General features: G+C 70.1%; 24 protein-coding genes and 1 tRNA gene. 10 read left to right on the top strand and 15 right to left on the bottom strand.

What is annotated here, in order from left to right; translation table 11 throughout:
• Nucleotides 1-19 precede the first annotated feature (19 nt).
• Entirely contained in the window at nucleotides 20-877 is an 858-nt protein-coding gene (locus tag FB470_RS13150; RefSeq protein ID WP_306991474.1) for a helix-turn-helix domain-containing protein, read from the bottom strand.
• A gap of 218 nt (nucleotides 878-1,095) precedes the next feature.
• On the opposite strand from FB470_RS13150, the gene gndA reads away from it, so the two are divergent.
• A complete protein-coding gene (gene gndA / locus FB470_RS13145; protein ID WP_306991473.1) occupies nucleotides 1,096-2,535 on the top strand; it encodes an NADP-dependent phosphogluconate dehydrogenase in 1,440 nt (479 codons plus the stop codon).
• A gap of 88 nt (nucleotides 2,536-2,623) precedes the next feature.
• Here gndA and FB470_RS13140 read toward each other — a convergent pair whose 3' ends face one another.
• The 3 genes from FB470_RS13140 to FB470_RS13130 form a co-directional block, all read right to left on the bottom strand.
• Entirely contained in the window at nucleotides 2,624-3,337 is a 714-nt protein-coding gene (locus tag FB470_RS13140) for a Clp protease N-terminal domain-containing protein (protein WP_306991471.1), read from the bottom strand.
• Between the two features lie 57 nt (nucleotides 3,338-3,394).
• Complete coding sequence (gene pobA, locus FB470_RS13135; RefSeq protein ID WP_306991470.1) at nucleotides 3,395-4,576, bottom strand: 4-hydroxybenzoate 3-monooxygenase; 1,182 nt, start codon at nucleotides 4,574-4,576, stop codon at nucleotides 3,395-3,397.
• 100 nt (nucleotides 4,577-4,676) lie between these two features.
• Nucleotides 4,677-5,423, bottom strand: a complete 747-nt coding sequence (locus FB470_RS13130) for an SDR family oxidoreductase (RefSeq protein WP_306991469.1) — start codon at nucleotides 5,421-5,423, stop codon at nucleotides 4,677-4,679.
• 57 nt (nucleotides 5,424-5,480) lie between these two features.
• Between FB470_RS13130 and FB470_RS13125 the strand changes: the two genes are divergently transcribed.
• The gene (locus FB470_RS13125) at nucleotides 5,481-5,969 is read left to right on the top strand and encodes an RrF2 family transcriptional regulator (RefSeq protein WP_306991467.1); all 489 of its coding nucleotides are present in this window, start codon (nucleotides 5,481-5,483) and stop codon (nucleotides 5,967-5,969) included.
• A gap of 13 nt (nucleotides 5,970-5,982) precedes the next feature.
• Here FB470_RS13125 and FB470_RS13120 read toward each other — a convergent pair whose 3' ends face one another.
• The 3 genes from FB470_RS13120 to FB470_RS13110 all read right to left on the bottom strand — a co-directional run bounded on the left by FB470_RS13120 (nucleotide 5,983) and on the right by FB470_RS13110 (nucleotide 9,129).
• The gene (locus FB470_RS13120; protein ID WP_306991466.1) at nucleotides 5,983-6,759 is read right to left on the bottom strand and encodes an IclR family transcriptional regulator; all 777 of its coding nucleotides are present in this window, start codon (nucleotides 6,757-6,759) and stop codon (nucleotides 5,983-5,985) included.
• 9 nt (nucleotides 6,760-6,768) lie between these two features.
• A complete protein-coding gene (locus FB470_RS13115) occupies nucleotides 6,769-7,893 on the bottom strand; it encodes a 5-methyltetrahydropteroyltriglutamate--homocysteine S-methyltransferase (protein ID WP_306991464.1) in 1,125 nt (374 codons plus the stop codon).
• A 90-nt stretch (nucleotides 7,894-7,983) separates the two neighbouring features.
• Complete coding sequence (locus FB470_RS13110; protein WP_306991462.1) at nucleotides 7,984-9,129, bottom strand: beta-ketoacyl synthase N-terminal-like domain-containing protein; 1,146 nt, start codon at nucleotides 9,127-9,129, stop codon at nucleotides 7,984-7,986.
• 210 nt (nucleotides 9,130-9,339) lie between these two features.
• Between FB470_RS13110 and FB470_RS13105 the strand changes: the two genes are divergently transcribed.
• Nucleotides 9,340-12,072, top strand: coding sequence for a sensor domain-containing protein (locus FB470_RS13105; RefSeq protein ID WP_306991460.1), 2,733 nt, complete (start codon nucleotides 9,340-9,342; stop codon nucleotides 12,070-12,072).
• Here the strand turns inward: FB470_RS13105 and FB470_RS13100 are convergent.
• Nucleotides 12,030-13,055, bottom strand: coding sequence for a GlxA family transcriptional regulator (locus FB470_RS13100; protein ID WP_370876463.1), 1,026 nt, complete (start codon nucleotides 13,053-13,055; stop codon nucleotides 12,030-12,032). The two genes, FB470_RS13105 and FB470_RS13100, sit on opposite strands and share 43 nt — an antisense overlap.
• 70 nt (nucleotides 13,056-13,125) lie before the next feature.
• Between FB470_RS13100 and FB470_RS13095 the strand changes: the two genes are divergently transcribed.
• Nucleotides 13,126-13,893, top strand: coding sequence for an NAD(P)H-dependent oxidoreductase (locus FB470_RS13095; protein ID WP_306991456.1), 768 nt, complete (start codon nucleotides 13,126-13,128; stop codon nucleotides 13,891-13,893).
• Between the two features lie 84 nt (nucleotides 13,894-13,977).
• On the opposite strand, the gene FB470_RS13090 is transcribed toward FB470_RS13095, so the two are convergent.
• Both FB470_RS13090 and FB470_RS13085 read right to left on the bottom strand, forming a co-directional pair.
• Nucleotides 13,978-14,916, bottom strand: a complete 939-nt coding sequence (locus FB470_RS13090) for a winged helix DNA-binding domain-containing protein (protein WP_306991455.1) — start codon at nucleotides 14,914-14,916, stop codon at nucleotides 13,978-13,980.
• Between the two features lie 9 nt (nucleotides 14,917-14,925).
• Nucleotides 14,926-15,351, bottom strand: coding sequence for a DUF6194 family protein (locus tag FB470_RS13085; RefSeq protein WP_306991453.1), 426 nt, complete (start codon nucleotides 15,349-15,351; stop codon nucleotides 14,926-14,928).
• A gap of 147 nt (nucleotides 15,352-15,498) precedes the next feature.
• Here FB470_RS13085 and FB470_RS13080 point away from each other — a divergent pair, with 147 nt between their 5' ends.
• Together FB470_RS13080 and FB470_RS13075 are read left to right on the top strand one after the other, a co-directional pair.
• Nucleotides 15,499-16,482: a GlxA family transcriptional regulator gene (locus tag FB470_RS13080; protein WP_306991450.1), complete on the top strand. Its 984-nt coding sequence runs from the start codon at nucleotides 15,499-15,501 to the stop codon at nucleotides 16,480-16,482.
• 54 nt (nucleotides 16,483-16,536) lie between these two features.
• Nucleotides 16,537-17,139, top strand: coding sequence for an isochorismatase family protein (locus FB470_RS13075; protein ID WP_306991449.1), 603 nt, complete (start codon nucleotides 16,537-16,539; stop codon nucleotides 17,137-17,139).
• Nucleotides 17,140-17,211: 72 nt separating this feature from the next.
• On the opposite strand, the gene FB470_RS13070 is transcribed toward FB470_RS13075, so the two are convergent.
• Nucleotides 17,212-17,649, bottom strand: a complete 438-nt coding sequence (locus FB470_RS13070; RefSeq protein WP_306991448.1) for a VOC family protein — start codon at nucleotides 17,647-17,649, stop codon at nucleotides 17,212-17,214.
• A gap of 191 nt (nucleotides 17,650-17,840) precedes the next feature.
• Between FB470_RS13070 and FB470_RS13065 the strand changes: the two genes are divergently transcribed.
• Nucleotides 17,841-18,446 carry a hypothetical protein gene (locus FB470_RS13065; RefSeq protein WP_306991446.1) on the top strand — a complete coding sequence of 202 codons (606 nt, stop codon included), beginning with the start codon at nucleotides 17,841-17,843 and terminating at the stop codon, nucleotides 18,444-18,446.
• A 225-nt stretch (nucleotides 18,447-18,671) separates the two neighbouring features.
• Here the strand turns inward: FB470_RS13065 and FB470_RS13060 are convergent, their stop codons facing one another.
• The 3 genes from FB470_RS13060 to FB470_RS13050 all read right to left on the bottom strand — a co-directional run bounded on the left by FB470_RS13060 (nucleotide 18,672) and on the right by FB470_RS13050 (nucleotide 20,635).
• On the bottom strand, nucleotides 18,672-19,127 hold the full coding sequence (locus FB470_RS13060; RefSeq protein ID WP_306991445.1) for a hypothetical protein: 456 nt from the start codon (nucleotides 19,125-19,127) through the stop codon (nucleotides 18,672-18,674).
• A 90-nt stretch (nucleotides 19,128-19,217) separates the two neighbouring features.
• A tRNA-OTHER gene (locus tag FB470_RS13055) sits at nucleotides 19,218-19,314 on the bottom strand.
• Between the two features lie 427 nt (nucleotides 19,315-19,741).
• The gene (locus tag FB470_RS13050; RefSeq protein ID WP_306999231.1) at nucleotides 19,742-20,635 is read right to left on the bottom strand and encodes a TIR domain-containing protein; all 894 of its coding nucleotides are present in this window, start codon (nucleotides 20,633-20,635) and stop codon (nucleotides 19,742-19,744) included.
• Nucleotides 20,636-20,905: 270 nt separating this feature from the next.
• Between FB470_RS13050 and FB470_RS13045 the strand changes: the two genes are divergently transcribed.
• From FB470_RS13045 to FB470_RS13035, 3 genes are all read left to right on the top strand, one after another.
• On the top strand, nucleotides 20,906-22,336 hold the full coding sequence (locus tag FB470_RS13045) for a helix-turn-helix domain-containing protein (RefSeq protein WP_306991443.1): 1,431 nt from the start codon (nucleotides 20,906-20,908) through the stop codon (nucleotides 22,334-22,336).
• Nucleotides 22,337-22,340: 4 nt separating this feature from the next.
• Nucleotides 22,341-23,279, top strand: coding sequence for an NAD-dependent epimerase/dehydratase family protein (locus FB470_RS13040; RefSeq protein ID WP_306991441.1), 939 nt, complete (start codon nucleotides 22,341-22,343; stop codon nucleotides 23,277-23,279).
• 112 nt (nucleotides 23,280-23,391) lie between these two features.
• Nucleotides 23,392-23,601 (top strand): hypothetical protein, encoded by a 210-nt coding sequence (locus tag FB470_RS13035; RefSeq protein WP_306991439.1) that lies wholly within the window; start codon nucleotides 23,392-23,394, stop codon nucleotides 23,599-23,601.
• On the opposite strand, the gene FB470_RS13030 is transcribed toward FB470_RS13035, so the two are convergent.
• Nucleotides 23,598-23,927, bottom strand: a complete 330-nt coding sequence (locus tag FB470_RS13030; protein ID WP_306991438.1) for an XRE family transcriptional regulator — start codon at nucleotides 23,925-23,927, stop codon at nucleotides 23,598-23,600. The genes FB470_RS13035 and FB470_RS13030 overlap by 4 nt on opposite strands.
• Nucleotides 23,928-24,122 lie beyond the last annotated feature (195 nt).

The following is a 24,122-nucleotide window of genomic DNA, read 5'->3' as shown; positions in this document are numbered from 1 at the left end:
GGCGTTGGCGGTGTGCGCCCTAGGCACCCATGGCGACCCGGTACTTCTCGGCCATCTCCTTGAGGAACTGCCGCGTGTCCTGCCGTTCCATGGCCGCGCCGCGCAGGCGGTCCCACGCGTCGACGAACAGCTGGAAGTCCTTCTGGTCGTCCAGGTAGATCCCGCCCGCCGAGTGTTCGATGTAGACGAAGTCCCGGGTCCGGTCGGGGAAGCGCATGATCGTGAAGTCGTTGGGCACCGCGGCCAGCCGGGCGCCGAAGGGCAGCACGTGGATGTACACGCGCTGCCGGCGGTCCAGCTCCAGCAGGTGCTCGATCTGGTCCAGCATCACCGCCGGCGCGCGCCCGCCCGGCGCGCGGTGCAGCGCGGCCTCGCTGATGATGAACCGGTAGTAGGGCGGCTGCGGCTGGTCGAACACCGCCTTGCGGTCCAGCCTGTTGCGCACCAGCGAGGTGACGTCGGTGGCGCCGAACTCGGTGAACTGCTTGAGCATGTAGTGCTCGGACTGCAGCGGCCCGGGGATGCGCTCGCCGTGCCACGTCATGATCTCGACGGCCGCCGGCTCGAGGTCGGTGAAGGTGCGGAACCAGTGCGGGACCACCGACCGGTAACCCGACCAGGCGCCGCGCTGGCCTGCGGACGCCCGCGCCAGGCTCATCAGCGCCTCCGACTCGTCGCCGTTGACGCCGAACGCCTCGAGCATCGTGCGCACGTCGCCGAGCTTGACGCCGACCGCACCGGACTCGATCTTGTTGACCTTGCCCTGAGTGCAGCCGAGGACGTCGGCGACCTGCTGCTGGGTCATCTTGGCGGCGAGCCGGGCGTGCCGGAGCTCGTTGCCGAGTTGCTTGCGACGGGAAGTAACGGTGCTTGCCATTGCCTATTTCCGCGCCCTCACCCGCTCCACGGCACCTCGTCCCGCTCGTCCCCCGGTAGTGGAACCCACGACCGTACTCCATGCCGCACCGTAGCGCGGCAGTGACCGCATGAAGCATGGCAGGAAAGTCGGTTGAACGCTAGTCACCCACGGGTTCACCTGGGGGAACGCGGCTCCGCGCTAGGGTGCGGAGAGAGCTTCGAGAGGGAAGGCTGCGCATGAGCAAGAAGGCGAGCATCGGCGTCACGGGTCTGGCGGTCATGGGCCGGAACCTGGCGCGCAACCTGGCGCGGCACGGGCACACCGTCGCCCTGCACAACCGCTCGGAACAGCGCACCCGCGAACTGGTGGAGCAGTTCGGCGACGAGGGCGAGTTCATCCCCACCTACTCCGCGCAGGAGTTCGTGGACGCGCTCGAGCGGCCGCGCCAGCTGGTGATCATGGTCAAGGCCGGCGCGCCGACCGACGCGGTGATCGAGGAGTTCGCGCCGCTGCTCGAAGAGGGCGATGTGATCGTCGACGCCGGCAACGCGCACTTCGCCGACACCCGCCGCCGCGAGGCGGCCCTGCGCGAGCGCGGGCTGCACTTCGTCGGCACCGGCGTCTCCGGCGGCGAGGAGGGCGCCCTGCACGGGCCGAGCATCATGCCCGGCGGGTCGCCGGAGTCCTACGAGTCGCTCGGGCCGCTGTTCGAGAGCATCTCGGCGAAGGTCGACGGCGACCCGTGCTGCACCCACATCGGCCCCGACGGCGCCGGGCACTTCGTGAAGATGGTGCACAACGGCATCGAGTACTCCGACATGCAGCTGATCGCGGAGTCCTTCGACCTGCTGCGCGGCGCGCTGGGCTACGAGCCGGCGCAGATCGCGGACGTCTTCCGCACCTGGAACACCGGGCGGCTCGACTCGTACCTGATCGAGATCACGGCCGAGGTGCTGGCGCACGTGGACGCGGCGACCGGCAGGCCGTTCGTGGACGTCGTCGCCGACCAGGCCGAGCAGAAGGGCACCGGCCGCTGGACCGTGCAGATCGGCCTCGACCTCGGCGTGCCGATCAGCGGTATCGCCGAGGCGGTGTTCGCGCGGTCGCTGTCCGGCAGCGCGAACCTGCGCAAGGCCAGCCGCGGCCTGCCCGGCCCGTCGCGCGCCCCGCTGACCGGCGCGGCGGCGGAGACCTTCGCCGACGACGTCGAGCGCGCCCTGTACGCGTCGAAGATCGTCGCCTACGCCCAGGGCTTCAACCAGATCCAGGCCGGTGGCGCCGAGTACGGCTGGGACATCGACCTCGGTGCGCTGGCGGCGATCTGGCGCGGCGGCTGCATCATCCGGGCGAAGTTCCTCGACGACATCCGCGCCGCCTACGCGGCCGAGCCGGGTCTGCCGACGCTGCTCACCGCGGGCGACTTCCGCAAGGCCGTCGAGGACGCGCAGGACTCGTGGCGTTCGGTGATCTCCACCGCGGTGCGGCTGGGCATCCCGACGCCGGGCTTCTCGACCGCGCTGGCCTACTACGACGGCCTGCGCGCCGAGCGGCTCCCGGCCGCCCTGGTGCAGGGGCAGCGCGACTTCTTCGGCGCGCACACCTACCGCCGGGTCGACCGGGAGGGCTCGTTCCACACCCGCTGGGCCGAGGACGGCCGCCCCGAGGTCGAGTCATAGCCGGACGCGCAGCGGCTCCGTTGAGGGTGGTGGCGGGGAGGCGGCCGGCCCTGATCGCCGGCGTGACGGGCGTCCGCGCCGGCGCCCGTCACGCGTCCGGGAACATGGTCCGCAGCATCGCGCGGATCTCCCCTTCGACGGCGTCCTTGGTGATGCCGAGCTCGGTGAGCACGTCGTAGGCCGGCCCCTCGGCCTGGTCGAGCAGGCCGAGCAGGATGTGCTCGGTGCCGACGTAGTTGTGCCCCAGCCGCAACGCTTCCCGCACGGTCAGCTCGATCGCCTTGCGGCCGCGCGGGCTGAACGGGATGTGCTCCAGCACCGTTTCCCCGGGCGGCGGCAGGACGGCGTGGACCCGCTCGCCCACCGCCTCCGGGCCGGCACCGAGCTTCTCCAGCGCCTTCGCGGCGAGGCCCTCCCGCTCGCCGACCACGCCGATCAGGATGTGCCCGGTCTCGATCTGCTGGCCGCCGGTGGCCCGCGCGACCTTCTCGGCGTTGGCGATCGCGCGGCGGGCACGATCGGTGAAGCGGCTGAACGCCTGCAGGTCGGGGCCGGCGGACTCCTTGGGCACGAACCGTTTCTGCGCGGCCTGCTTCGAAACCCCCATGCTGGTCCCGATTTCCGTCCAGGACGCGCCACTTCGCCGTGCCTGGTCGACGAAATGGCCGATGAGGTGATCGGCGAGGTCACCGAGGTGCTCGCCGAGCAGGACCGCGTCGGCGAGGTGCTGCAGGGGGTCGGCGTCGGGGTGCTGGCGTTTGACGGCCTCGATCAGGTCGTCGAGTTTCACGGAACCGGTCATACGTCAACCCTAGGTTGACGATCTCGCCGGTGTCAACCTGAGGTTGACGATTCCGCTTCAGGCGAACGGCAACCCCACGTAGTTCTCCGCGATGCTGGTCGCCGCGGCCCGGGAGGACGCCGTGTACCGGAGCTGGGACAGCTGCAGCCGCCGGGCGAAGGCGTCCGCCGCGGGGTCCACGTGCAGCATCGTGGTCATGTACCAGGAGAAGTGCTCGGCCCGCCAGACCCGCCGCAGGCAGGTGTCCGAATAAGACTCAGCCAGCTCGGATCGCTTGTGCTGCACCAGTTCCACCAGCGCTCGGGAGAGCACGCGCACGTCGGCGACCGCCAGGTTCATGCCCTTGGCCCCGGTCGGCGGGACGATGTGCGCCGCGTCGCCGGCGAGGAAGAGCCGCCCGTACTGCATGGGTTCGGTGACGAAGCTGCGCATCGTCGTGATGCCCTTGTCCAGGATCGGCCCCTCGCGCAGCACGAAGTCCCGCGCGCTCGTGGTCAGGCGGACTTCCAGTTCGGACCAGATGCGGTCGTCCGACCAGTCCTCGATCTTCTCGTCGGTCGGCACCTGCAGGTACAGGCGCGTGATCTCCGGCGACCGCATGCTGTGCAAGGCGAACCCGCGCTCGTGGTGGGTGTAGATCAGCTCCTCGTGCGAGGGCGGTGTCCGCGCGAGGACACCCAGCCACGCGAACGGGTATTCGCGGTCGAAGGTCGTGATCGCGCCCGCGGGGATGGCCGGGCGGCTGACGCCGTGGAATCCGTCGCAGCCGGCGATCACGTCGCACTCCAGCGTCCGCGCCACCCCGTCCGCGTCCCGGTAGGTGACGCGCGGGCTGTCCGTGTCGAGGTCGTGCAGTGCGACGTCGGAGACCTCGAAGTGGATCGGGTACCCCTTGGCCTCGTGCGCGGCGATCAGGTCCTTCACGATCTCCTGCTGGCCGTACACCGTGATCGACTTGCCGGTCAGCTCGGTCAGCGCGATCCGGTGGTCCTGGCCGTCGAACCGCAGCGAAAACCCTTCGTGCGGCAGGCCTTCGGCGTCCATCCGGGTGCCGACACCGATTTCGCGCAGCAGCTCCACCGTGGGGTGTTCGCAGACGCCCGCGCGCACCCGCTTCTCGACGTACTCGCGGCTGCGCGACTCCAGGACCACGGCGTCGACACCCTCGGCGTGCAGCAGATACGACAGCAGCAGCCCCGCCGGCCCGGCACCGATGATCCCGACCTGTGTGCGCGTCACGCGAACCTCCAAACCTCGCCGTTCCGGCACCCAGCATGCGGGCGGCCCGGGCCGCGGGCCAGCACTCCTCCCATCCAGTGGAAGCCCATCCACTGGAAGCTCAGTGCCGCTGCTCGGCCAGCCACTCGTCGAACGTGGTCGGCGCGAGGCGAGCTCCGTCGCCGGGGAGCATCACGTCCCCCGCCATGTCCGTGCCGAACAGCCCCGACCAGGTCGGCACGAACTTCGCCGAGCGGCCGCGCGCCGCGTAGCTGCGGCGCGCCATGTCCACCAGGTCCTGCGGCTCCGGGCCGGCGAGGTCGAGGCGGCCGCGGATCGGCGCGCCGACGGCGACCTCGTCGAGCACAGCCGCCACGTCCGCCGGCGCGACCGGCTGCACCAGCAGCGGCGCGATCGACACGACCCCGTCGCTCTCGCCCCAGCCCGCGACCATCTCGGCGAAGTCGTGGAACTGCGCGGCGCGGACGATCGACCACGGCACCGGCGCCTCGGCGACCAGGCGTTCCTGCTCGCGCTTGCCCGCGTAGTGCGCGTTGCCCTCCACCCGGTCAACGCCGAGGATCGACAGCAGGACGTGGTGGCGCACCCCGGCCCGCTCCTCGGCGGCCAGGAGGTTCCGCGTCGCGGTCCCGAAGTAGGCCACCGTCTCGTCCCTGCTCATGACCGGGGCGCTCATCGCATCGATCACGACCTCGACGTCCCGCAGGGCTTCGTCCAGGCCCGCACCGCTCTGCAGGTCGACGCCCAGCGACCGGCTCACGCGCACGACGTCGTGCCCGTCCCGCTCCAGCCCGGCGACGGCGAGCCGTCCGATGTTGCCCGTGGCGCCCACGACTGCGATCCGCATGACTTCCTCCTATTGTGGATAACGTAGGTCCATAATATCGCAGATACACTGGTCCGTGTGAAGCTGCCTTCGAGCACCGAATGGGTCCTGCACTGCGCCACCACGCTGGCGCAGCTCGAGCCGGGGGCCACCGCCTCGACGGCGCAGCTCGCGGAGTACTTCGACCTCCCCGCTCCCTACCTCGCCAAACAGCTGAAGGCGCTGGTGCGGGCCGGTGTGCTGACCGCGACGACGGGCCCGCGCGGCGGCTTCCGGCTCGCCCGTCCGGCGGCGGAAATCACGCTGCTGGAGATCGTCGAAGCGGTCGACGGGGCCTCCGCGCCGTACGAGTGCCGGGAGATCCGGCAGCAGGGCCGGGGCGCGCTGCCGCCCGAGGACTGCCGCGACCGGTGCCTGCTGGCGGCGAAGATGGACGCGGCTCACGCAGCCTGGCGGCGGAGCCTGGCGGCGGAGTCGCTGGCCGACGTGCTCGGTGAGTTGCCGGAGTGGGCGCCGGAGCGGACCCGGCGACTGCTCGCCGGCGCGACGGCCCGCACCACGACCTGACCGTCGCCGCGGCTCAGCTCGGCTGGCGGAGCGCCCTGGGTGCGCCCAGCGTCCGGGAGATGCCCCGTGCGGCGGCGCGCACCGCGGGCACCATCGACCGCGGATCGGGGCCCGTGGCGGGGATGACGATCGAGATGGCGGCGACCACCGCGTCGTCGGCCCCGTAGACCGGCGCCGCCACCGAGGCCGACACCATCTCCACCTGCCGGTCGCTGATCACGTACCCGTCGCGCCGCACGTCGGCCAGCACGCGGCGCAGCTCTTCGGCCACGGTGACCGTCTTCGGGGTGTACCGGCGCAGCGGCGCGGCCAGCACCTGCTCCTGCACCTCCGCCGGGGCGAAGGCCAGCAGCACCAGCCCGACCCCGGTGGCGTGCGCGGCCAGCCGTCCGCCGGGCCGGGACACGATGCTCACCGCGTTGCGCCCGGAGATCCGCTCCACGTACACCACGTCCGGCACGTCGAGCACCGCGAGCTGGACGTTCTCGTGCGTGGCCTCGTACAGGTCCTCCAGGAACGGCATCGCGGCGTCCCGCAGGACCATGCCGCGCGGCGACAGCGACGCGACCTCCCACAGCCACAGCCCGACCCGGTACTGCCCGTCCTCCTGACGCTCCAGCGCGCCGCGCCGGGACAGCTCGCCGACGATCCGGTGCGTGGTCGACAGCGGCAGCCCGGTGCGGCGGCTCAGCTCGGACAGCGTCAGCGCCGGCCGGTCCGGGGTGAACGCGGCCAGCACGTCCAGCACGCGGTCGACGACGGAGGGCGCCTGCGCCGAAGTGTGCCGCATCAGCTCAGGCTAATCGCCCCACACCAGCGCGGCGGTTTCGACGATGCGCTCCAGCTTCGCCTTCTGCTCGTCCGGTGTGAGGTCGTTGCCCTCCTCGGTGGAGGAGAACCCGCACTGCCCGGACAGGCACAGCTGGTCGAGGTCGACGTACCGGGCGGCCTCGTCGATGCGCCGCCGCAGCGAGTCGACCGACTCCAGCTCGCCGCGCTTGGTGGTGACCAGGCCGAGCACGACGTACTTGCCCTTCGGCACGAACCGCAGCGGCTCGAACCCGCCGGAGCGCTCGTCGTCGAACTCGAGGAAGTAGCCGTCCACGTTCAGCTCGTTGAACAGCGCGTCGGCGACGAAGTCGTACCCGCCGGAGGCGACCCACGAGGAGCGGAAGTTCCCGCGGCACAGGTGGGTGGTGACGGTGAGGCCCTCGGGACGCCCCGCCAGCGCCGCGTTCATCGTCTTGATGTTGCGGACGTGCTGCTTGTCCGGGTCGCCGCCCATCTCGGCGACCAGCCGGCGCTGCTCGGGGTCGTTGAGGTAGGCCAGGCTGGTGTCGTCGAGCTGCAGGTAGGTGCACCCCAGCTCGGCCATGCCCGCGATCTCCTTGGCGTAGGCCGCGGCGAGGTCGGTGTAGAAGTCCTCCAGGTCCGGGTAGACCCGCTCGGAGACGGCCCGCCGCCCGCCGCGGTAGTAGATCATGCTGGGCGAGGGGATGGTCTGCTTCGGCGTCTGACTGGAGTCCACAATGGACTTCAGGAACGTGAAGTGGTCGCCGAAGATCGTGCCGCTCAGGCCGACCTTGCCGTCGACCTTCAGGCCGGCCGGGCTGAACTCGATGTCCCCGGCCGCGTTGTGGAACTTGACGTGCAGCTTCTCGTCGCTGCGGGCAATGCCGTCGAGCTGGTAGATGAAGTCCATGTGCCAGGAGGCCCGGCGGAACTCGCCGTCGGTGGCCGAGCGCAGCCCGACCTCCCGCTGCATCGCGACGACGTCGCGGATGCACCGGTCCTCCACGGCCTTCAGGTCGTCGGCGCCGATGGTGCCCTTCGCGAAGTCCTCCCGCGCCCGGTGCAGTTCGCCGGGTCGCAGCAGGCTGCCCACGTGATCGGCGCGGAACGGCGGTGTCGTGCGCACAGTCATGCCCCGATCTTCGGACAGGGCACCAGCCGGCACAACCCTGCCTTCCGCCCCGCGGCAACCCGGACGGAAGCCGCGGGGCGGAAGCCGCGATCAGGCGGGCGGGGCGAGCACGACCACCGAGTTGTGGCCGCCCATGCCGAGCGACGACTTGACCGTCAGGCCGTCACCGACCGGCACCCGGCCGGTGAGCAGCTGCGGGTGCGCCGGAGCCACCGCGGGCGGCGCCGGGACGTATCCGCGGTCGTAGCCGAGCGCCGCGACCGACACCTCGACCGCCGACGCCGCGCCCTGGCAGTGCCCGACGAGCGGCTTGACCGAGTACACCCCGGTCTCCGGCCCGAACTCCTGCTCCAGGATCGTCGCCTCCGCGGTGTCGCACTGCCTGGTCCCCGGCCCGTGCGCGTTGAGGTAGCGCACCGCCCCCGCGGGCACCCCGGCGTTGGCCAGCGCGTCCCGGAAGCAGCCGCGGACCTGTTCGAGGTCCGGGTCCACCGAGGTCACGTGGTACCCGTCGTGCGACATCGCGCCGCCCAGGGCGAGCGCGTAGGGCCGGGTGGCGTTGCGGGACAGCACGAACGCCACCGACGCCTCGCCCATCAGGAACCCGCGGCTGCCGCGCTGGAAGGGACGGCACGCCTCGAGCGGCTCGGTGTCGGTGACCGCGACCCCGAGCCGCACGAAGTGCCGCACGTTCTCCGGTGTCGCGGAGATGTCCGTCGCGACGAACACCACGTCGTCCACCACCCCGGCGTCCAGCCACCCCTTCGCGGTGAGCAGCCCCGCGTTGCCGGACGCGCACATGGCCGACACGTTCATCGCCGGGCCGTGGAACCCGTACTCCTGCATGAACGTGGACATCGGGGTGGAGGGCATCAGGCCCAGGTACTCGCGGGGTCGCACGTCGCCGCCGCGTTCGAGGTAGAACTGCCGCCACAGGTCGACCTCGCCGAGCACCACCGCGTGCAGCAGCCCGACCCGGCGGCCGGGCTGCCAGCCGCGCTCACCCGCGTCGGCGATCGCTTCGCGGGCCGCCGCCCGCATCGCCCGCGCGAACCGGCTCGGCCCGTCCATCGGGTGACCGCCGTCGGTCACCTTCGCCACCCAGCCGGGCTCATCCGGATGCGCTCCGTAACCGGCTTCCAGACCGGCCGCGGGTTTGCCGGCGACCAGGCCGTCCCACAGGTGCTCGCGCCCCCATCCGTAGCCCGTGACCGCACCGATTCCGCAGATTGCCATTTGCCGCGAGTCCATCGCACTCGCCCCTCCTTCGTACTTGCCTCTACGATCCGTCCCGGGAGACGGACTCGTCTCAAGCGAACGTCGAGCGGGCGGAAAGGCCATAATCGAGTGGGGCCTGCCACCGGAGATTGGTACGGATGACCCACGGCGATGCCGCCGAATGATGTAATCGGACTGCAGAGAAATGCTCGGCGGATCGGACGGAAGATGGAGCCAAACGCCAGCCCCGGGGGAGGCGCGACTGGCCTGTCCGTCGATCATGAACAGGTGGTCGATCTGGCACTGTCGGCCGATCGCGCCGTCATCTGGTCGTTCGGTACCGCCGACGAGGTGTTGTCCTGGCGTCCGGGCCTGGACCGCATGCTCGCCCTGCCCGGTGCACCCGAGGAGGAGGTCCGCGCCCGCCTCGCCGAGCTGGTCGAGCCGCTGATCGTGGCCGCGCGCACCGCTCCGGTGTGGCAGGACCTGGAGCTCGAGCAGCCGTACGCGACCCCGGCCGGCGACGCGCGGTGGATCCGGTTCCGCGCCCGCACGTTCGCCGGCGGGCTGCTCGGCATCGCCACCGACGTCACCGACCGGCACGAGGACCGGCGGGAACTGGCCGACCTCGCCGACCGCTACCGCCTGCTGGTCGAGCTGAGCCCGGACGGGATCGTGGTGCACCAGTACGGCGTGCTGACCTACGCCAACCCGGCCGCGGTCCGGTTCGTGGGCGCCCGGACCGCGTCCGAGCTGATCGGACGCCCGATCACGGACTTCGTCGACCCGCCGTCGGCGCCGTCGATGCTGCGCCGGATCGCCGGGCTGAGCGCACCGGGCGCGACGTCCGAGCCCGCGGAGGCGACCCTGACCAGGCTGGACGGCGGGCGGGTCACCGTCGAGTCGGTGTCGGTGCGCACCACCTGGGAGGGCAAGCCCGCGTTCCAGGTGATCATGCGCGACGTCAGTGCGCAGAAGGCCGCCGAAGCCGCGCTGCGCTACCAGGCCGCGCTCGTCCAGCACGTCAGCGACGCGATCATCGCCACCGACGGCCGCGGCCGCGTGACCAGCTGGAACCCCGCCGCCGAGGCCATCTACGGCCGTTCCGCCGCGGAGGCGCTGGGCCGCGCGGTCGGCGAACTCGTCGGCGCGCCGCTCGACCCGGGCGAGGTGCTCGCCCGCGGCGGGGTGGCGCAGGCGACGCACCGCGCGGCCGACGGGTCGGCCCTGGCGGTGCGGGTGTCGGCGGCCGAGATGGACGGCGGGTACGTGCTGGTGTGCGCGGACGAGACCGCCCGCCGCCGCGCGGAACGCCAGTTCAGCACGGTCGTCGCGGCCCTCGACGAGGGTGTCCTGGTGATCGGCCCGAACGGCCGGGTGGTGTCGGCCAACCCGGCGGCCGAGCACATCCTCGGCATCAGCGAGGCGGAGATGCTCGGGACACCCCCGGACACCTGGCCGCTCTACGACGAGGACGGCCGCAGGCTCGACCCGTCGGAGTACCCGTCGGCGCAGCTGCGCGGCGGTGGCGAGCCGCAGCAGGGCCGGGTGATGCGGACCAAACGCGCCGACGGCCGGATCGTGTGGCTGTCGGTGTCGTGCCGGGCGATGAACCCGGAGGACATGCCCTCGTCGGCGTTCGTGCTGTCGTTCACCGACATCACCGAGCGCAAGGCGATCGGCGAGCGGCTCGCCCACGACGCCACCCACGACCCGCTGACCGGGCTGGCCAACCGCACGCTGGTGCTGCAGAAGCTGAACTCGGCCCTGCACGAAGCCGGCTACGGCGCCACCGCGGTCCTGTTCATCGACCTGGACAAGTTCAAGGTCATCAACGACTCGCTGGGCCACACGGTCGGCGACCGGGTGCTGCAGATCGCCGGTGAGCGGCTGCGGCACGCCGTCCGCGCCGGGGACGTGGTGGGCAGGCTCGGCGGCGACGAGTTCGTCGTGATCGCGTTCGGCGTGCACGACGAGTCCGGCGTCCAGGCCCTGACCAACCACATCCGCGACGCACTGACCACCCCGATCTCGGTCGACGGGCGGCGCCTGCACGTCGACGCGAGCATCGGGATCGTGCTGACCGGACCCGGTGACCAGCGCGACGCCGACGAGCTGCTGCGCGACGCGGACGTGGCGATGTACCACGCGAAGACGCTGGGCCGCGGCCGCTACGAGTTCTTCGACGTCGAGCTGCGGATGCGGATGCAGCGGCGGCTGCGGCTGGAGCAGGACCTGCGCGACGCGGTCCGGCACGGCCGCCTGTGGGCGGCCTACCAGCCGGTGGTCGACCTGCGCACGGACAAGATGGTCGCGGTCGAGGCGCTGCTGCGCTGGACGCACCCCGTGCACGGGCCGATCGCACCGGCGGAGTTCATCCCGCTGGCCGAGGAGAGCGACCTGATCAACCTGCTCGGCTCGCACATCCTCCGGGAGACCACCCGCGAGGTGGCGACGCGCCGCGCGGCGGGCGCCGACGTCGGGTTGAAGATCAACCTGTCGACCCGGCAGCTGGACGACCCGACGCTGGTCCTGGCCGTCGAGGAGGCGCTGGCCGTGACCGGCCTGCCCGCCGACGCGCTGTGCCTGGAGATCACCGAGAGCGCGCTGATGCGCGATTCGACGGTCACCAGCAAGACCCTGGCCGCACTGCGTGACATCGGCGTGTGCCTGGCGATCGACGACTTCGGCACGGGCTACTCGTCCCTCGCCCAGTTACAGCGGCTGACCCTCGACACGTTGAAGATCGACCGGTCGTTCATCACCCGGCTGGGCGAGGCCGGCGACGCCGAGGTGATCGTCACCAGCATCATCGCGATGGCTCACGCCGTGCACCTGACCGTCGTCGCGGAGGGCGTGGAGAACGCGGAGCAGCTGGAGATCCTCAAGCGGCTCGGCTGCGACCAGGCCCAGGGGTACTACCTGGGCAAACCGTCCGCGGCCGGCGAGCTGTGGCCGTGATCCCGGCTGCCGCGGAAGGTGTAGCGGTAGCCGCTGGGTGAGACGCCGAGCGCGGCCTGCAGGTGCTGGCGCAGCGATCCGGCGCTGCCGAAGCCCGCGTCCTCGGCGACCCGGTCGATCGGCAGGTCGGTCTCCTCGAGCAGCTGCCGGGCGCGCTCGATGCGCTGCTGCGTGAGCCACTGGCCGGGTGAGATCCCGACCTCCTCGCGGAAGCGGCGGGTGAAGGTGCGCACGCTCATCGACTCGCGCGCGGCGAGCTGACGCAACGTCAGCGGGCGGTGCAGGTTCTCCTGCGCCCACGCGCGGGCCGCGCCGGTCGAGGACACCGTGGGCTGGGGCACCGGCCGCGGGATGTACTGGGCCTGGCCGCCTTCGCGGTGCGGGGCGACGATGGTGCCGCGCGCGACCTCGTTGGCCACCGCGGCGCCGTGGTCGCGGCGGATCATGTGCAGGCACAGGTCGATGCCGGACGCGACACCCGCCGAGGTCAGGACGTGCCCGGACTCGGTGTAGAGGACGTTCGGGTCTACCCGCACCCGCGGGTAGAGCGTCTGCAGGTCGTCCGCGGACTGCCAGTGCGTCGTGGCCGGGCGGCCGTCGAGCAGCCCCGCGGCGGCGAGCACGAACGCGCCGCTGCAGATGGAGGCGACGCGGGTGCCGGGCTCGATCGCGGCGAAGGCGTCGGCGAGCGGGCCCTGCAGCGGGCCGCCGGGTTGCGGGCCGTAGTCCTCGTCGGAGGAGGAGACGATGATCGTGTCGGCCGCGGCCAGGGCCTCCAGGCCGTGCTCGACGTTGACCGTGAAATCGGCGTCGGTGCGCACCGCGCCGGGTTCGAGCGTGCAGGTGACGACCTCGTAGAGCGGGCGCTCGCCGGCCCTGGCCTGCCCGAACAGGCGGTGCACGATGCCCACCTCGATCGGCAGCAGCCCGGCGCGGACCAGCAGGGCGACCCGGTGTCGTCCGTCGTCGGCGAAAACCGTCATGGCCCGATCCTGACACATACTGACCATCGGGCCACTCGTCGGCTCACGCCGCGAGGTGGAACCTGGGCTCATGAACGTTTTGTGGATCTTCGCCCACCCGGAGGGACGTTCGCTCAACGCCGCCCTGCGCGACGAGGGGCTGCGCGCGCTCGAGGAGTCCGGCCACTCGTACCGGGTGTCGGACCTGTACGCGATGAAGTGGAACCCGGTCGTCGGCCACGACGACTTCGACCGCGAGCCCGGCGAGCGGTTGCTCGTGGCGTCCGCTTCGCAGGAGGCGTACGAGACCGGGCGGCTGTCCGCGGACATCCGGGCCGAGCAGGAGAAGCTGGCGTGGGCGGACGCGATCGTGCTGCAGTTCCCGATGTGGTGGTACGGGATGCCGGCGATCCTCAAGGGCTGGTTCGACCGCGTCCTCGTCAAGGGCCTCGGCTACGGCATCGCCGCGGAGGACGGCACGGTGCTGCGCTACGGCGACGGGAAACTGACCGGCAAACGGGGCATGGTGGTGACGACGATCGGTGCCCGCGAATCGAGCATCGGGCCCCGCGGAGTCCACGGTGGACTGGACGACCTGCTCTTCCCCTTGCACCACGGCACGTTCTGGTACACCGGGATCGCGCCGCTGCCACCCTACGCCGTGCTGAGCGCGGACCGGCTCGACGACGCCGGTTTCGCCGCCGCGGCGGACGGGCTGCGGGACCGGCTGCGCACGCTGGAGACGGCGGAGCCCATCCCGTTCCGGTACCAGAACCGCGGCGACTACGACGAGAACCTGGTACTACGCGGCGATCTCGCTACGGGCCGGACGGACCTCGCGGTACACCTGCGCGGCTGACCACGACCGGCGACCGGAAGGCGAGGTTCGCTGTGCAGCGGGCGGTCACTGCGAGATCCAACCCCACGGTCGTGAGTGATCGACTCACCTTCCGCGGAACGCGCACAGGTCCTCGATTTCCGCGGTGAGATCGGGCAGGGGTTCGAAGGGCTGCACGTCGATGCCGTCCCCGGTGCGGGTCCAGGTGCCCGCGACCCGCCCGTCGACGAGAACGGCCGGCTTGATGATGCCGCCGCCGGGGTGGACGATCTTGCGGTGTTCCGGGGCGACGGCGTGGTCGCGGTCGCGCCAGCCGAGCAGGTACTCGTCGAAGGCGGGGATCAGGCGCACCACCGGTTCGGCCGCACGTCCGTCCGATCTGGACTCGCGCCACAGTGGTTTCACCCGGCTCACCGGCAATCCCGACCAGGCGGCGAAGTCGTCCGGCTCGGCCGGCTCGTGCGCGGCCCGGTACCGCTCGACGAGCCGCCCGAGCGCCGCGTCGCCGGGCTCGGTCGGCAGGGGCGCGCCCAGCCAGTCGCCGGCGTGGACGTAGGTGGGCTTGCCGCGGCGTTCCGGGCCGAGCACGACGAGCCCCGCGGCGGCGGCGAGCATCGCCAGGTGGACGATCGCCTGCCCCTGCGCGCCGACCCGCTCACCGAGTTCGGCCTTGGTGAGCGGGCCCTGCCCGGCGAGCGCCCTGGCCGCCGTCGTCGGATCGGGCGCATCGACGCCGAGTTGCCGCAACCGGCGCAGCGGGTTCGCCGGGGACGGCTTGACGAGGGGGTAGAGCCACGCGAGGTCGTCGCGCGCGATGAGGTGCAGGGTGCCGCGCGGGCCCCAGCAGCGCACGAGCTCCCGGTCGTGGCGGGCTTCGTCGAGTGCGGCGGCGGTCAGGCCGGGGACCCGGGCGCGCAGCGCGAGCGGGAAGGCGGCGGGGTCCTGGGCCTGCACGGCGACGAGGTGCCGCACGGCGTCGATGAGCGTGAGGTTTCCCGGGCGGTCCAGGAGCTGGGCCGCGACCCGCCGGCGCCGTGCGTTCACGGAGGGAGCCTAGCGACGCCGGCGGTCCGCGTTGGTGAACTTCCGCACGGCGAACGCGTGGGCCTCGTCGAGGAGTGCCCGCGCGGTCGGCCAGGTGCGGTCCGGGTTGAGCACGCAGACCCAGTGCTGCTTGCCGTACACCGGATGCGGAAGCAGGACGTCGAGGGCGGTGACGTCGTGGTCGCGATCGCGGTCGACGAGTTCGGTGAACCGATCCCGCGGGAGGCCGATGTTGAGCCGGAAGACGCCATCACGGTCCAGTTCGGACGCCGAATCGTAGGGCCCGTCGTGCGTGACGATGGTGGCCCAGGGCATCTGCCGCTCCGGCGGAAGATCGCCACGAGGGTCGTACAAGGCGAAGACATCCCCGCCGGCTTCCGCGATGCGAGTGCCCTCGAAGGAGGCGAGAACCTGAGTGATCTGCTCGATATCCACTCCGCCAAGCAAGCACGTTAGCAGTGATCAATGTGCGGAACAAGTGAGGCAGGTCACAGGATTTTCGCCTTCACGCGCTCGGGCCGTGTCCGGATGTGACAGAACCTGGTCATTGCCGCCACGGCCCACCTCGGTGACGATGGGTCCATGGCAACCACCCGCCGCGTCGTGATCGCGGTGTTCCCCGACGTCGACCTCCTCGACGTGACCGGTCCGGCGGAGGTGTTCATGCTCGCCAACCGGGCGACCAGGGGCGCGGCGGGCTACCGCGTGCAGCTCGCCGGGCCGGCGCCGGGCGAGGTCCGGACCGCGGCGGGGGTGCGGCTGGCGCCGGACGTCACCTTCGCCGAGGTGACCGGCTCGCTGGACACGCTCTTGGTGCCCGGCGCGGTGGACCTGCACCGGGACCGGCCCGTCGCCCGGATCGACCGGGACGTGGTGGCCTGGCTGACCGAAACCGCGCCGCTGGCCCGCCGGGTCGCCTCCGTGTGCGTGGGCGCGCACCTGCTGGCCGCGGCGGGGCTGCTGGACGGCAAGACCGCCACCACCCACTGGTCGACCGCCGCCCAGCTGGCGGCAGAGCACCCGGCGGTGCGGGTGGACCCCGACCCGATCTTCGTGCGGTGCGGGAAGGTCTGGACCGGCGCCGGGATCAGCGCCTGCATGGACCTTTCGCTGGCACTGGTGGCCGAGGACCTGGGCGAGGAGGTCGCCCTCGCGGTGGCGCGGCAGCTGGTCATGTACCTCAAGCGCCAGGGCGGGCAGAGCCAGTTCTCGGTCCCGTTGAGCCGTCCCCCGGCCGCGCGCCGGGACATCGACGAGCTGCGGATGTTCATCGCCGACCACCTGGACGGCGACCTGTCGACGACGGCGCTGGCGGCGCGGATGTGCTTGAGCGAGCGGCATTTCGCCCGCGTGTTCCGCCGCGAAACCGGAATCACACCGGCCGCGTACGTCGAGGCCGCCCGGGTGGAGGCGGCCCGTCGCCTGCTGGAGAGCACCGACGAGCCGCTGGACGAAGTCGCCGCAGCCTGCGGGCTCGGCTCGGTCGAGACACTGCACCGGTCGCTGCGCAAGCAGATCGGCACCACCCCGGCGGCCTACCGGCGCCGTTTCCGCACCACGGTCTGAACTTCCGGCCCGGCGCCGCCGTGCCGGACTTCCCCTACCGAGAAGGACTTCGCCATGCCCGTTTCCCCGACCCTGCGCGACGCCCTCGGCCTCGACAACCGGTTGCCCCGGCTGGCCGACGCCACCGTCGTGCTGATCGACTTCCAGAACACCTACCGCACCGGGGTGATGGCCCTCGAGGGCGCCGAAGCCGCGCTCGCCGCCGGGGCCCGCCTGCTCGCCGCCGCACGCCGCGCCGGGACGCCGGTCGTCCACGTCGTCAACGACGGCGGGCCCGGGAGCCTGTACGACATCCGCGCCGACATCGGCGCGATCAGCCCGCAGGTCGCGCCCGTCGACGGGGAAACCGTTGTGGTCAAACGGTTCCCGAACGCCTTCCACGACACCGAGCTGGACAAGGTCCTGCGCGAGCTGGGCGCCGGTACCGACCTCGTGCTGGCCGGATTCATGACCCACATGTGCATCACGTTCACCGCACAAGGCGCGTTCAACCTCGGCTACCGGCCGACGGTCGTCGCGGAAGCCACGGCCACCCGGAACCTGCCCGCGCCCGACGGCACCCCCGTCCCGGCCGCCACGCTCCACGCCGCGGCGCTGACCACGATCGGCGACCTGTTCGGCACCATCGCCCCCACCGTGGAGGACCTGCCCGCGTAACTGGCGCTCTCCTCGGGGTCTGGCCGGTGCCAGAAACGTGCGGCTGCGCTCGGCGGCGCGGTCCCGCGTTCCTCAGCCGAGCTTCTCGGCGAGGGCGACGATGATGCCCTCAGGTCCGCGGACGTAGCAAAGCCGGTGGCTGTCCTCGTACTGCACCAGCTCACCGATGGGTTCGGCGCCGTGACCGCGCAGCCGGGCGAGGGTGTCCTCGATGTCCTCGACGGCGAACATGATTCGGCGGATGCCGAAGGCGTTGACGGGCGCGTTCGGCTCCGCCGCGGTGGCCGGCGGCGTGTGGAACTTCATCAGCTCGAGCCGTCCGTGGCCGTCCGGGGTCCGCACCACGGCCATGTCGCACCGGACACCGTCGAGGGCGACGAGGCTGTCCACCGACGGCCCCTCGACGTGCGCTTCGCCCTCGAGTTCCAGGCCCAGTTCGACGAAGAACGCGACGGCAGCCTGCAGGTCCCCGACCACGATGCCGACGTTGTCCATCCGCTGGAGCGTCATGATTACCTCCCGTGTCGCGCGGCCCTCGTGGCCGCTCGTAGCCCTGAGACGGAGCCGGGGCCGCGTTCTCGACACTCGCGGCCGGAGTGATCGAGCGAACCACAACGAGCCCCACCGCGAGGACGAGGGCCACCTGATCGTGGGACTCCGTCCTCAGGGGACCCTCAGGGCGGGTGCGGGAAGCTGACGAGATGGGGACAGCAGCCACGATGCCACGCGGTTTCGCCCCGCCCTCGGACACGAGGCAGGCCCGGCGCATCGCTGTCGCGCTGGCCGTGTGGGCGTTCGCGTACGCGGCTTACCGCGCCTACTACGCGGTCGGGGGAACGCTCGGCATGATCGGCGAGCCGGTCTCCGGAGAGCGGTTCCGCGCCGTCAACGCGGCCGGGGCCGCGATCATCCTCGTCGCCGCGGTGCTGCCACTGGTCGCGGTCCGGGTGGCCGCGCTCCGGCGGGCTCTTCCGGCGGTCAGCTGGATCGCGGCTGTCGGGTGCTGCATGCACGCGTTGGTCGACGGAACGCTCCGGGTGCTCAGCGTGACCGGCGTGCACCCGACCGAACTGCAGGCGTCCTTCTGGTCCTCCTTCGACCGGGGGGCCGCGGATCTGCAGGACCTGCTGCTGAACGAGCCGTGGTTCCTGATCGAGGGCCTGCTCTGGGGGGCGCTCGGTCTCACCCTGGTCGCGGCGCACAGGCGCCGCGCGTGGGTGCTGTCCGCCGTCGTCGCCTGCGCGGCACTGACGCTCGTCGGTGTGCTGAGCGGGCTCGGGGTGATCGCCTCGTTCCACATCGGCTGAGAGCAGCACGGCCGCCCTCCGAGGAATGGTCGCCTCAACCGGCTCCGCCGCCTGGCCCGGTGTCGCGATTCCCCGTTCCTTGGCCTTGTCGGGACCAGCGCCCGGGATCCGGCACGGGTTGACCCTGGATCGCCCCGCTTCACCTGGTTCATCAAGGCGGCGCGTAAACGCGCCGCTCCGGCCGGCGACTACTCGATTCCGGAAAGGCTGGCAACAAGACCATGCTTACGCCTCGTCCGTGTCCTTGAGCCATGCTTCCCAGAAGGTGCGCTGTTCCTCGACTGTCGCCAACTGGTCGAGCGACGCTTCGGCGAAGGTGTCCACGAGGTCGTCACCGCGGGCTGCCTGTCCCGGACGTAGGACATACACCCGCTCCCCGCCCCCCATGTCGCGCGCCATCCCGCTGGGGTAGGTGTCACGCCGGGAGCCTTGGACCGCGATGCTGAGCCCTTCCGCTTCCAACTGACGCCGCAGTCGCACCAACGCCTCGAACATGTCCGGGCCGGTCGCCGTATAGGGACCTCCGTACGTCCCCTGGCGGGTAAGCAGCTCAAGCCGGTAGACCGCTTGCGGCCCGTCATAGCCATCCAACCAACCACGCAACCGAGCCCGGTGATAGTGATCGCCCTGGACGACCCTCACATCCCGATCGACGCGTAGCTCCGGGTACCTGTCCGTCACAAGCTGAGTAGATCACCGCCGGACAGCACCACTGCAGACCGCGGGCATGAAAAAACCGCCCGACCTGCATCGGAGCGGCTCTTCGGAAGGTGGCCAGGGCCGGGGTCGAACCGGCGACCTTCCGCTTTTCAGGTCTCAGGTAATCGGTTCAGCAAGGTACTTCCGACCTGAAACCGCTGGTCAGGCCATTCGATGAACGTTCGAGAACCTTGGCGACCGCAGGTGACTGAGACCCGAAGTGAGCACCGGTCGGCCGCCCAACCGTCCCCCTCGCCGCTTGTCGGGCGCGACGAGCAGCCGCCGCAGACCCGCTGTTTACAAGCTGTGGGGTACGAGATGCATGTCGGTACCTGTCAGGCAAACGCCCAGTTCAGGAAACCACACGTCCTATCGCGGCCCTTGCTGGCCCCTGAAGACTGAGACGATAACTGAGACGACCGCGGCCTAGCCGTGCGTGCGGCGGAGCCACCATCTTCGGTGATTGAGACCTGCGCCCTTGATTGCCTCTGGAGGTTCCACAGGCCGCAGCGGGCCGCCGCGACAAGAATGTCGATGCGCCGCACACGGGCCGCGCGCCAGATCAAGTACAAGCGCTGATCGATAATTCCCCGGAGTTAATCGTCCCCACCCTCTCCCACAACCACGTTGATCCTAACCTTCATCGCCTTGGATATTATGTCAATCAACTCTCTTTCCTTAGCATGAGGGGAATCTTTGTAGTATAGAGTGAGTGCGCCATCTCCGTGCTCTTTAATCTTGAAAGCACCGACTAGGTGCGAAACCATGTCCGACGAAAGAGGACGCGACGTGGCGTCCAGGCGCAGAATGGTTTCGAGAGCATTAGGCGAGAGCTTTGAAGATGAGGGGGACCGTCTTGCCCTCAGGAAATCTTCGAAAGAAGGGCGCGACGCCAGATCCCCCCAAACCAGATCCGACTCCTTACTCCTGGTCGAGCGAGCTATCTCACGTACGGTGGCGAGCACTTCTTCGAGGATGTCGCGGTCATCGCGAACGGGAGCAGAGACGGTACTCTTCCCAATATTCGCCCCTATGGCATCCAGTCGTGAATTAAAGTCCGGCCACCATTTATCGAACTTTGCGTTCAATATGTCGGATTTCAACGGCCGGTCGGCAGCCGAATTCAGCTGCTCGACTACGCGACGCACCGACTCTTCATCAAGTGCCTGAACTTGAAACTGCCCAAGAGGAGGATCTATATCAGTGGTCTTTAAGTCGATCGCAATAGGGATGACCCGGCCATGTTCAACGCTCTTCGCTAACGCTCCCGCCTCAAAATTCAACCACGGCTTTTGCTGATTCTCACGCGTTACAAACACGATGCCAAAATTGGTCAATTCTAATTCTGTCGACAACTTGTCTAACCAACGCGTGCCCGGGTCCATATTGGTCGACACGAAAGGATCAACTTCATCGATCAGAAACCGTAAGAACTCACCAAAGGCACCTGCGACATCACGACTGTAGTCGCCAGACCAACTGAGAAACACCTTCAACTCATGCAGTCCTTTCAGGTTAAAACTTTACCGCATAAGGTTAACGTGAACCAGTCCGAAGACCTCTGGTGATGGTTCGACCGTGTTATGAAGCATCGCATTCGGCGGGCGAAGGATACCACGGCGATTGATTCCACACCACGCCGATGCAACGTTCTCAAGGTGGACGACAAGGTACCGCAGGCTCCAATACCCTGGCGGAAAGACGACAGAGAGCCGGGGGACGGAATGGCTGATAGCGCAGACACTGAAAGGTGGCTTCACGTGGCCCAGGCAGTCGCCGCGCCCCCGGACGGTTCCGACGCCGGCGAGGTCATCCGCTGGTACCGGCAGCACCACAACCTCACCCAGCAGGAAGCCGCTGACCTGCTCAACACCACGCAATCCTGGGTGTCGAAGGTCGAGAAGGGCAAGCTCGTGCCCGGCCTGGCCGAGCTGCGGTGGATCGCGGCCAAGCTGCACATCCCACCAGAGCGGCTGGGCGTCCTCCCGGACCACTCCGCGGACGCCGTCCCGAAGCCCGGGCAGGTCAGCGAGGCCGGCGCCCCGCACGAGAGCCAGGAGCACTGGAAGCTCGTGCGACGTGAGCTGAACGCGAACCGTGCCCGGCTCGGCGACCTCGCGTCCGAGCTGTACCCGCAGGCCCACTGCATCCCCGGCACCACCGTCCTGACCCAGCCGGGCTGGCTGCCCTCCGAGCCGGTCGAGCTGTCCGACATCGAGCTGTACTGGCTCGCCGAGGCCCTGCCCAAGCCGGCCATCACGGGCGGCATCGAGCAGACCGAGAGCGTCCGGCCGCTCGCCGCGGACGGCGAGCACTTCCGGCTCTACTCCCGCGCCCTGCGCGACCTCGCCCGACCGAAGCTGCTGGACAACCGCGTCAGCTACCGGCTCGCCGAGGTCGACTGGACCGGCGACAAGGGCCGCCTCGGATTCAGCTACACCACCTACTTCGACGTGCTGGACGTCTGCGAGGCCGCGGCCCACGAGTTCGCCGACGCCTGGCTCCGCGCCGGCCGGAAGCGACCCAGCCTCGCCCACCTGCCGCTGCGCCGCCACATCACCGACCCGTTCGACCTGCTCGCCCGCCCGATGCTGCCCAGCATCAACACCCTGACCATCCGGCGCGACCCGATCGACGGGCACCGGATGTACCTGCACCGCCGCGACGCCAAGGCCACCGCGGTCGCCGGTGGAATGTTCCACGTCATCCCCGCCGGGGTGTTCCAGCCCGCCGCCCTGGCGCCCGCGCACCAGGCCAACGACTTCTCCCTGTGGCGCAACATTCAGCGCGAGTACTCCGAAGAGTTCCTCGGCAACCCCGAGCACGACGGCAACTCCCTAGACCCGATCGATTACGAGCACGACGAGCCGTTCCGGTCCTTCGCGGCAGCTCGCGCGGCCGGTGACTTCCGGGTCTTCACCTGCGCGGTTGTGCTCGAACCGCTGACCCTGTGGGTGGAGCTGCTGACCGTCGCCGTCGTCGAGGGACCGGTGTTCGACCAGCTCTTCGCCGGCATGGTCGAGGTCAACGAGGAAGGTGCCGCCGTCAGCACCGACGCGTCCCGGCCGACCGTCGGCATCCCCTTCAACACCGAGTCGCGCGAGCGGCTGAAGTCGGAACCGCTGTCGCCGATCTCGCGGGCGTGCATCGAGCTGGCCTGGCAGCACCGGAACACGCTCCTGGCAAGCTGAACACGTGCGCGTTCTCGTCACCGGCGCTGCCGGGTACCTCGGACACGCGGTCGTCGCTGCCCTCGCCGAGCGGGGACACGAGCCGGTGGCGTTCGTGCGCGACGCCGCCAACGCTCCACGGCAGGCAGCGGCAATGGCAGTCGGGAACGTCGAAGACCCGGCCAGCCTCCGCGAAGCGATCCGCGACGTCGACGGCGTGTGCCACCTCGCGGCGCGCGCTCGAGTTCGCGAGTCCCTGGCCGATCCCTTGCCCTACTGGCGCACCAACGTCAACGGCACGCTCAACGTGCTCGAAGCCCTCACCGACCGGGACGCGCCGGCCAAGCTCGTGCTCGCGTCGACGGCAGCCGTCTACGGCACCCCGACCACCCAGCCCATCAACGAAGACGCGCCGATCGCTCCTACGAACCCGTACGGAGCGACCAAAGCCGCGGCCGACCTCGCGGCGGCGAACGTCGCGGCAACCGGTCAGCTTGGAGTGACCAGCTTGCGCGCGTTCAACATCGCCGGCGCCGTCGACGGCCACCCGGACCGCGACTTCACCCGCCTGATCCCCAAGGTGCTCGCCGTCCAGGCCGGCCTGGCCGACGAGCTGGGCGTCAACGGCGACGGCTCCGCCGTCCGCGACTTCGTGCACGTCGCCGACATGGCGCACGCCTTCGTCCTCGCCATCGAGTCGTGCACCCCTGGCGAGTGGCGCGCCTACAACGTCGGCAGCGGCCGCGAGACGTCCATCAACGACGTTCTCGCGGCCGCCGAGCAGATCACCGGTCGCCCGGTCCGAATCACGCGGAACCCACCCGCGAACGAGCCCCGCGTGCTGCTCGCGGACAGCCAGCGCATCCGCGACGAACTAGGTTGGCAAGCCCCGAACTCGGATTTGTCGCAGATTCTTTCGGACGGCTGGAAGGCCCTGACCAGCGCGTATGCCACCCCGGAATAGTCCTTTCCGGAATAGCGCGGACGCGACTGCGCAACGCCTACCAGCACGGCCTCCTCGGTGGTGTTCTTGGTTCATGACAGCGAACACGAACCCCCACCGAGGCGAGGTAACGATGGGCAAGAAGAGCAACATGGTTCCGCTGCCAACCAGCGGAGGCGGAACCATCCTTCCGAAGCTGATCGGCGTCTTGGTCACCGTCGCGGCCCTCGCCGTGGTGATTAAGCACCCCAGCGACGCGGCGACTTGGGCCAAGACGCTCGCGAGCGCAGCCGGCCGGGTGATCGACGGCGTCGCGACGTTCATCCGGCAGGTTGCCAGCTAGCCGCGCTCGGACTCGATCCGCTGCTCAAGCGCGACAACCCGCTCCTGGAGCCCGGCCAATGCAGATTCGAGCTGCGCGAGCCGATCCGGGGCACCGTCCGGTTCCTGTCCAGCCGCGATCTGCTCAAGGTGGTTCGCCGGCCACCCCAAGGCCTCGGAGAGTGCCGCAAGGGTGCGCGGGTTGCGCTCCTTCGGAACGCCGTGCTGGATCTGCCGCAATGTAGCTACAGCGACACGAGCCTGGTTGGCCAGCTCCGCTTGACCGATGGAGCGCTCCGCCATTCGGGTGTTGATCGCCTTCGCTACAGCTTGCCAGTCCTTCGCCATACAGCCTCCGAGATAGCGCTACTACCAGCGCAAATGGTAGCGATTTTCGCCTGAGATTGGTTTCAGCTCACCACACCACCGCGACCTTCACCCGATCGGACGCGTTGTCGTAGCGCTACTAGTAGCGCTACTTTTAGCGCATCGCCGCGACGGCAGGTCGGACTTCAAGGCCCACAAGGACCGGCCGCGGCGGCC

The sequence above is a fragment of the Amycolatopsis thermophila genome (assembly GCF_030814215.1).
In the GTDB taxonomy this organism is placed as follows: Bacteria; Actinomycetota; Actinomycetes; order Mycobacteriales; family Pseudonocardiaceae; genus Amycolatopsis_E; species Amycolatopsis_E thermophila.
Note: the sequence above shows the minus strand (reverse complement) of the source record. Positions and strands in the feature narration are given on the sequence as shown.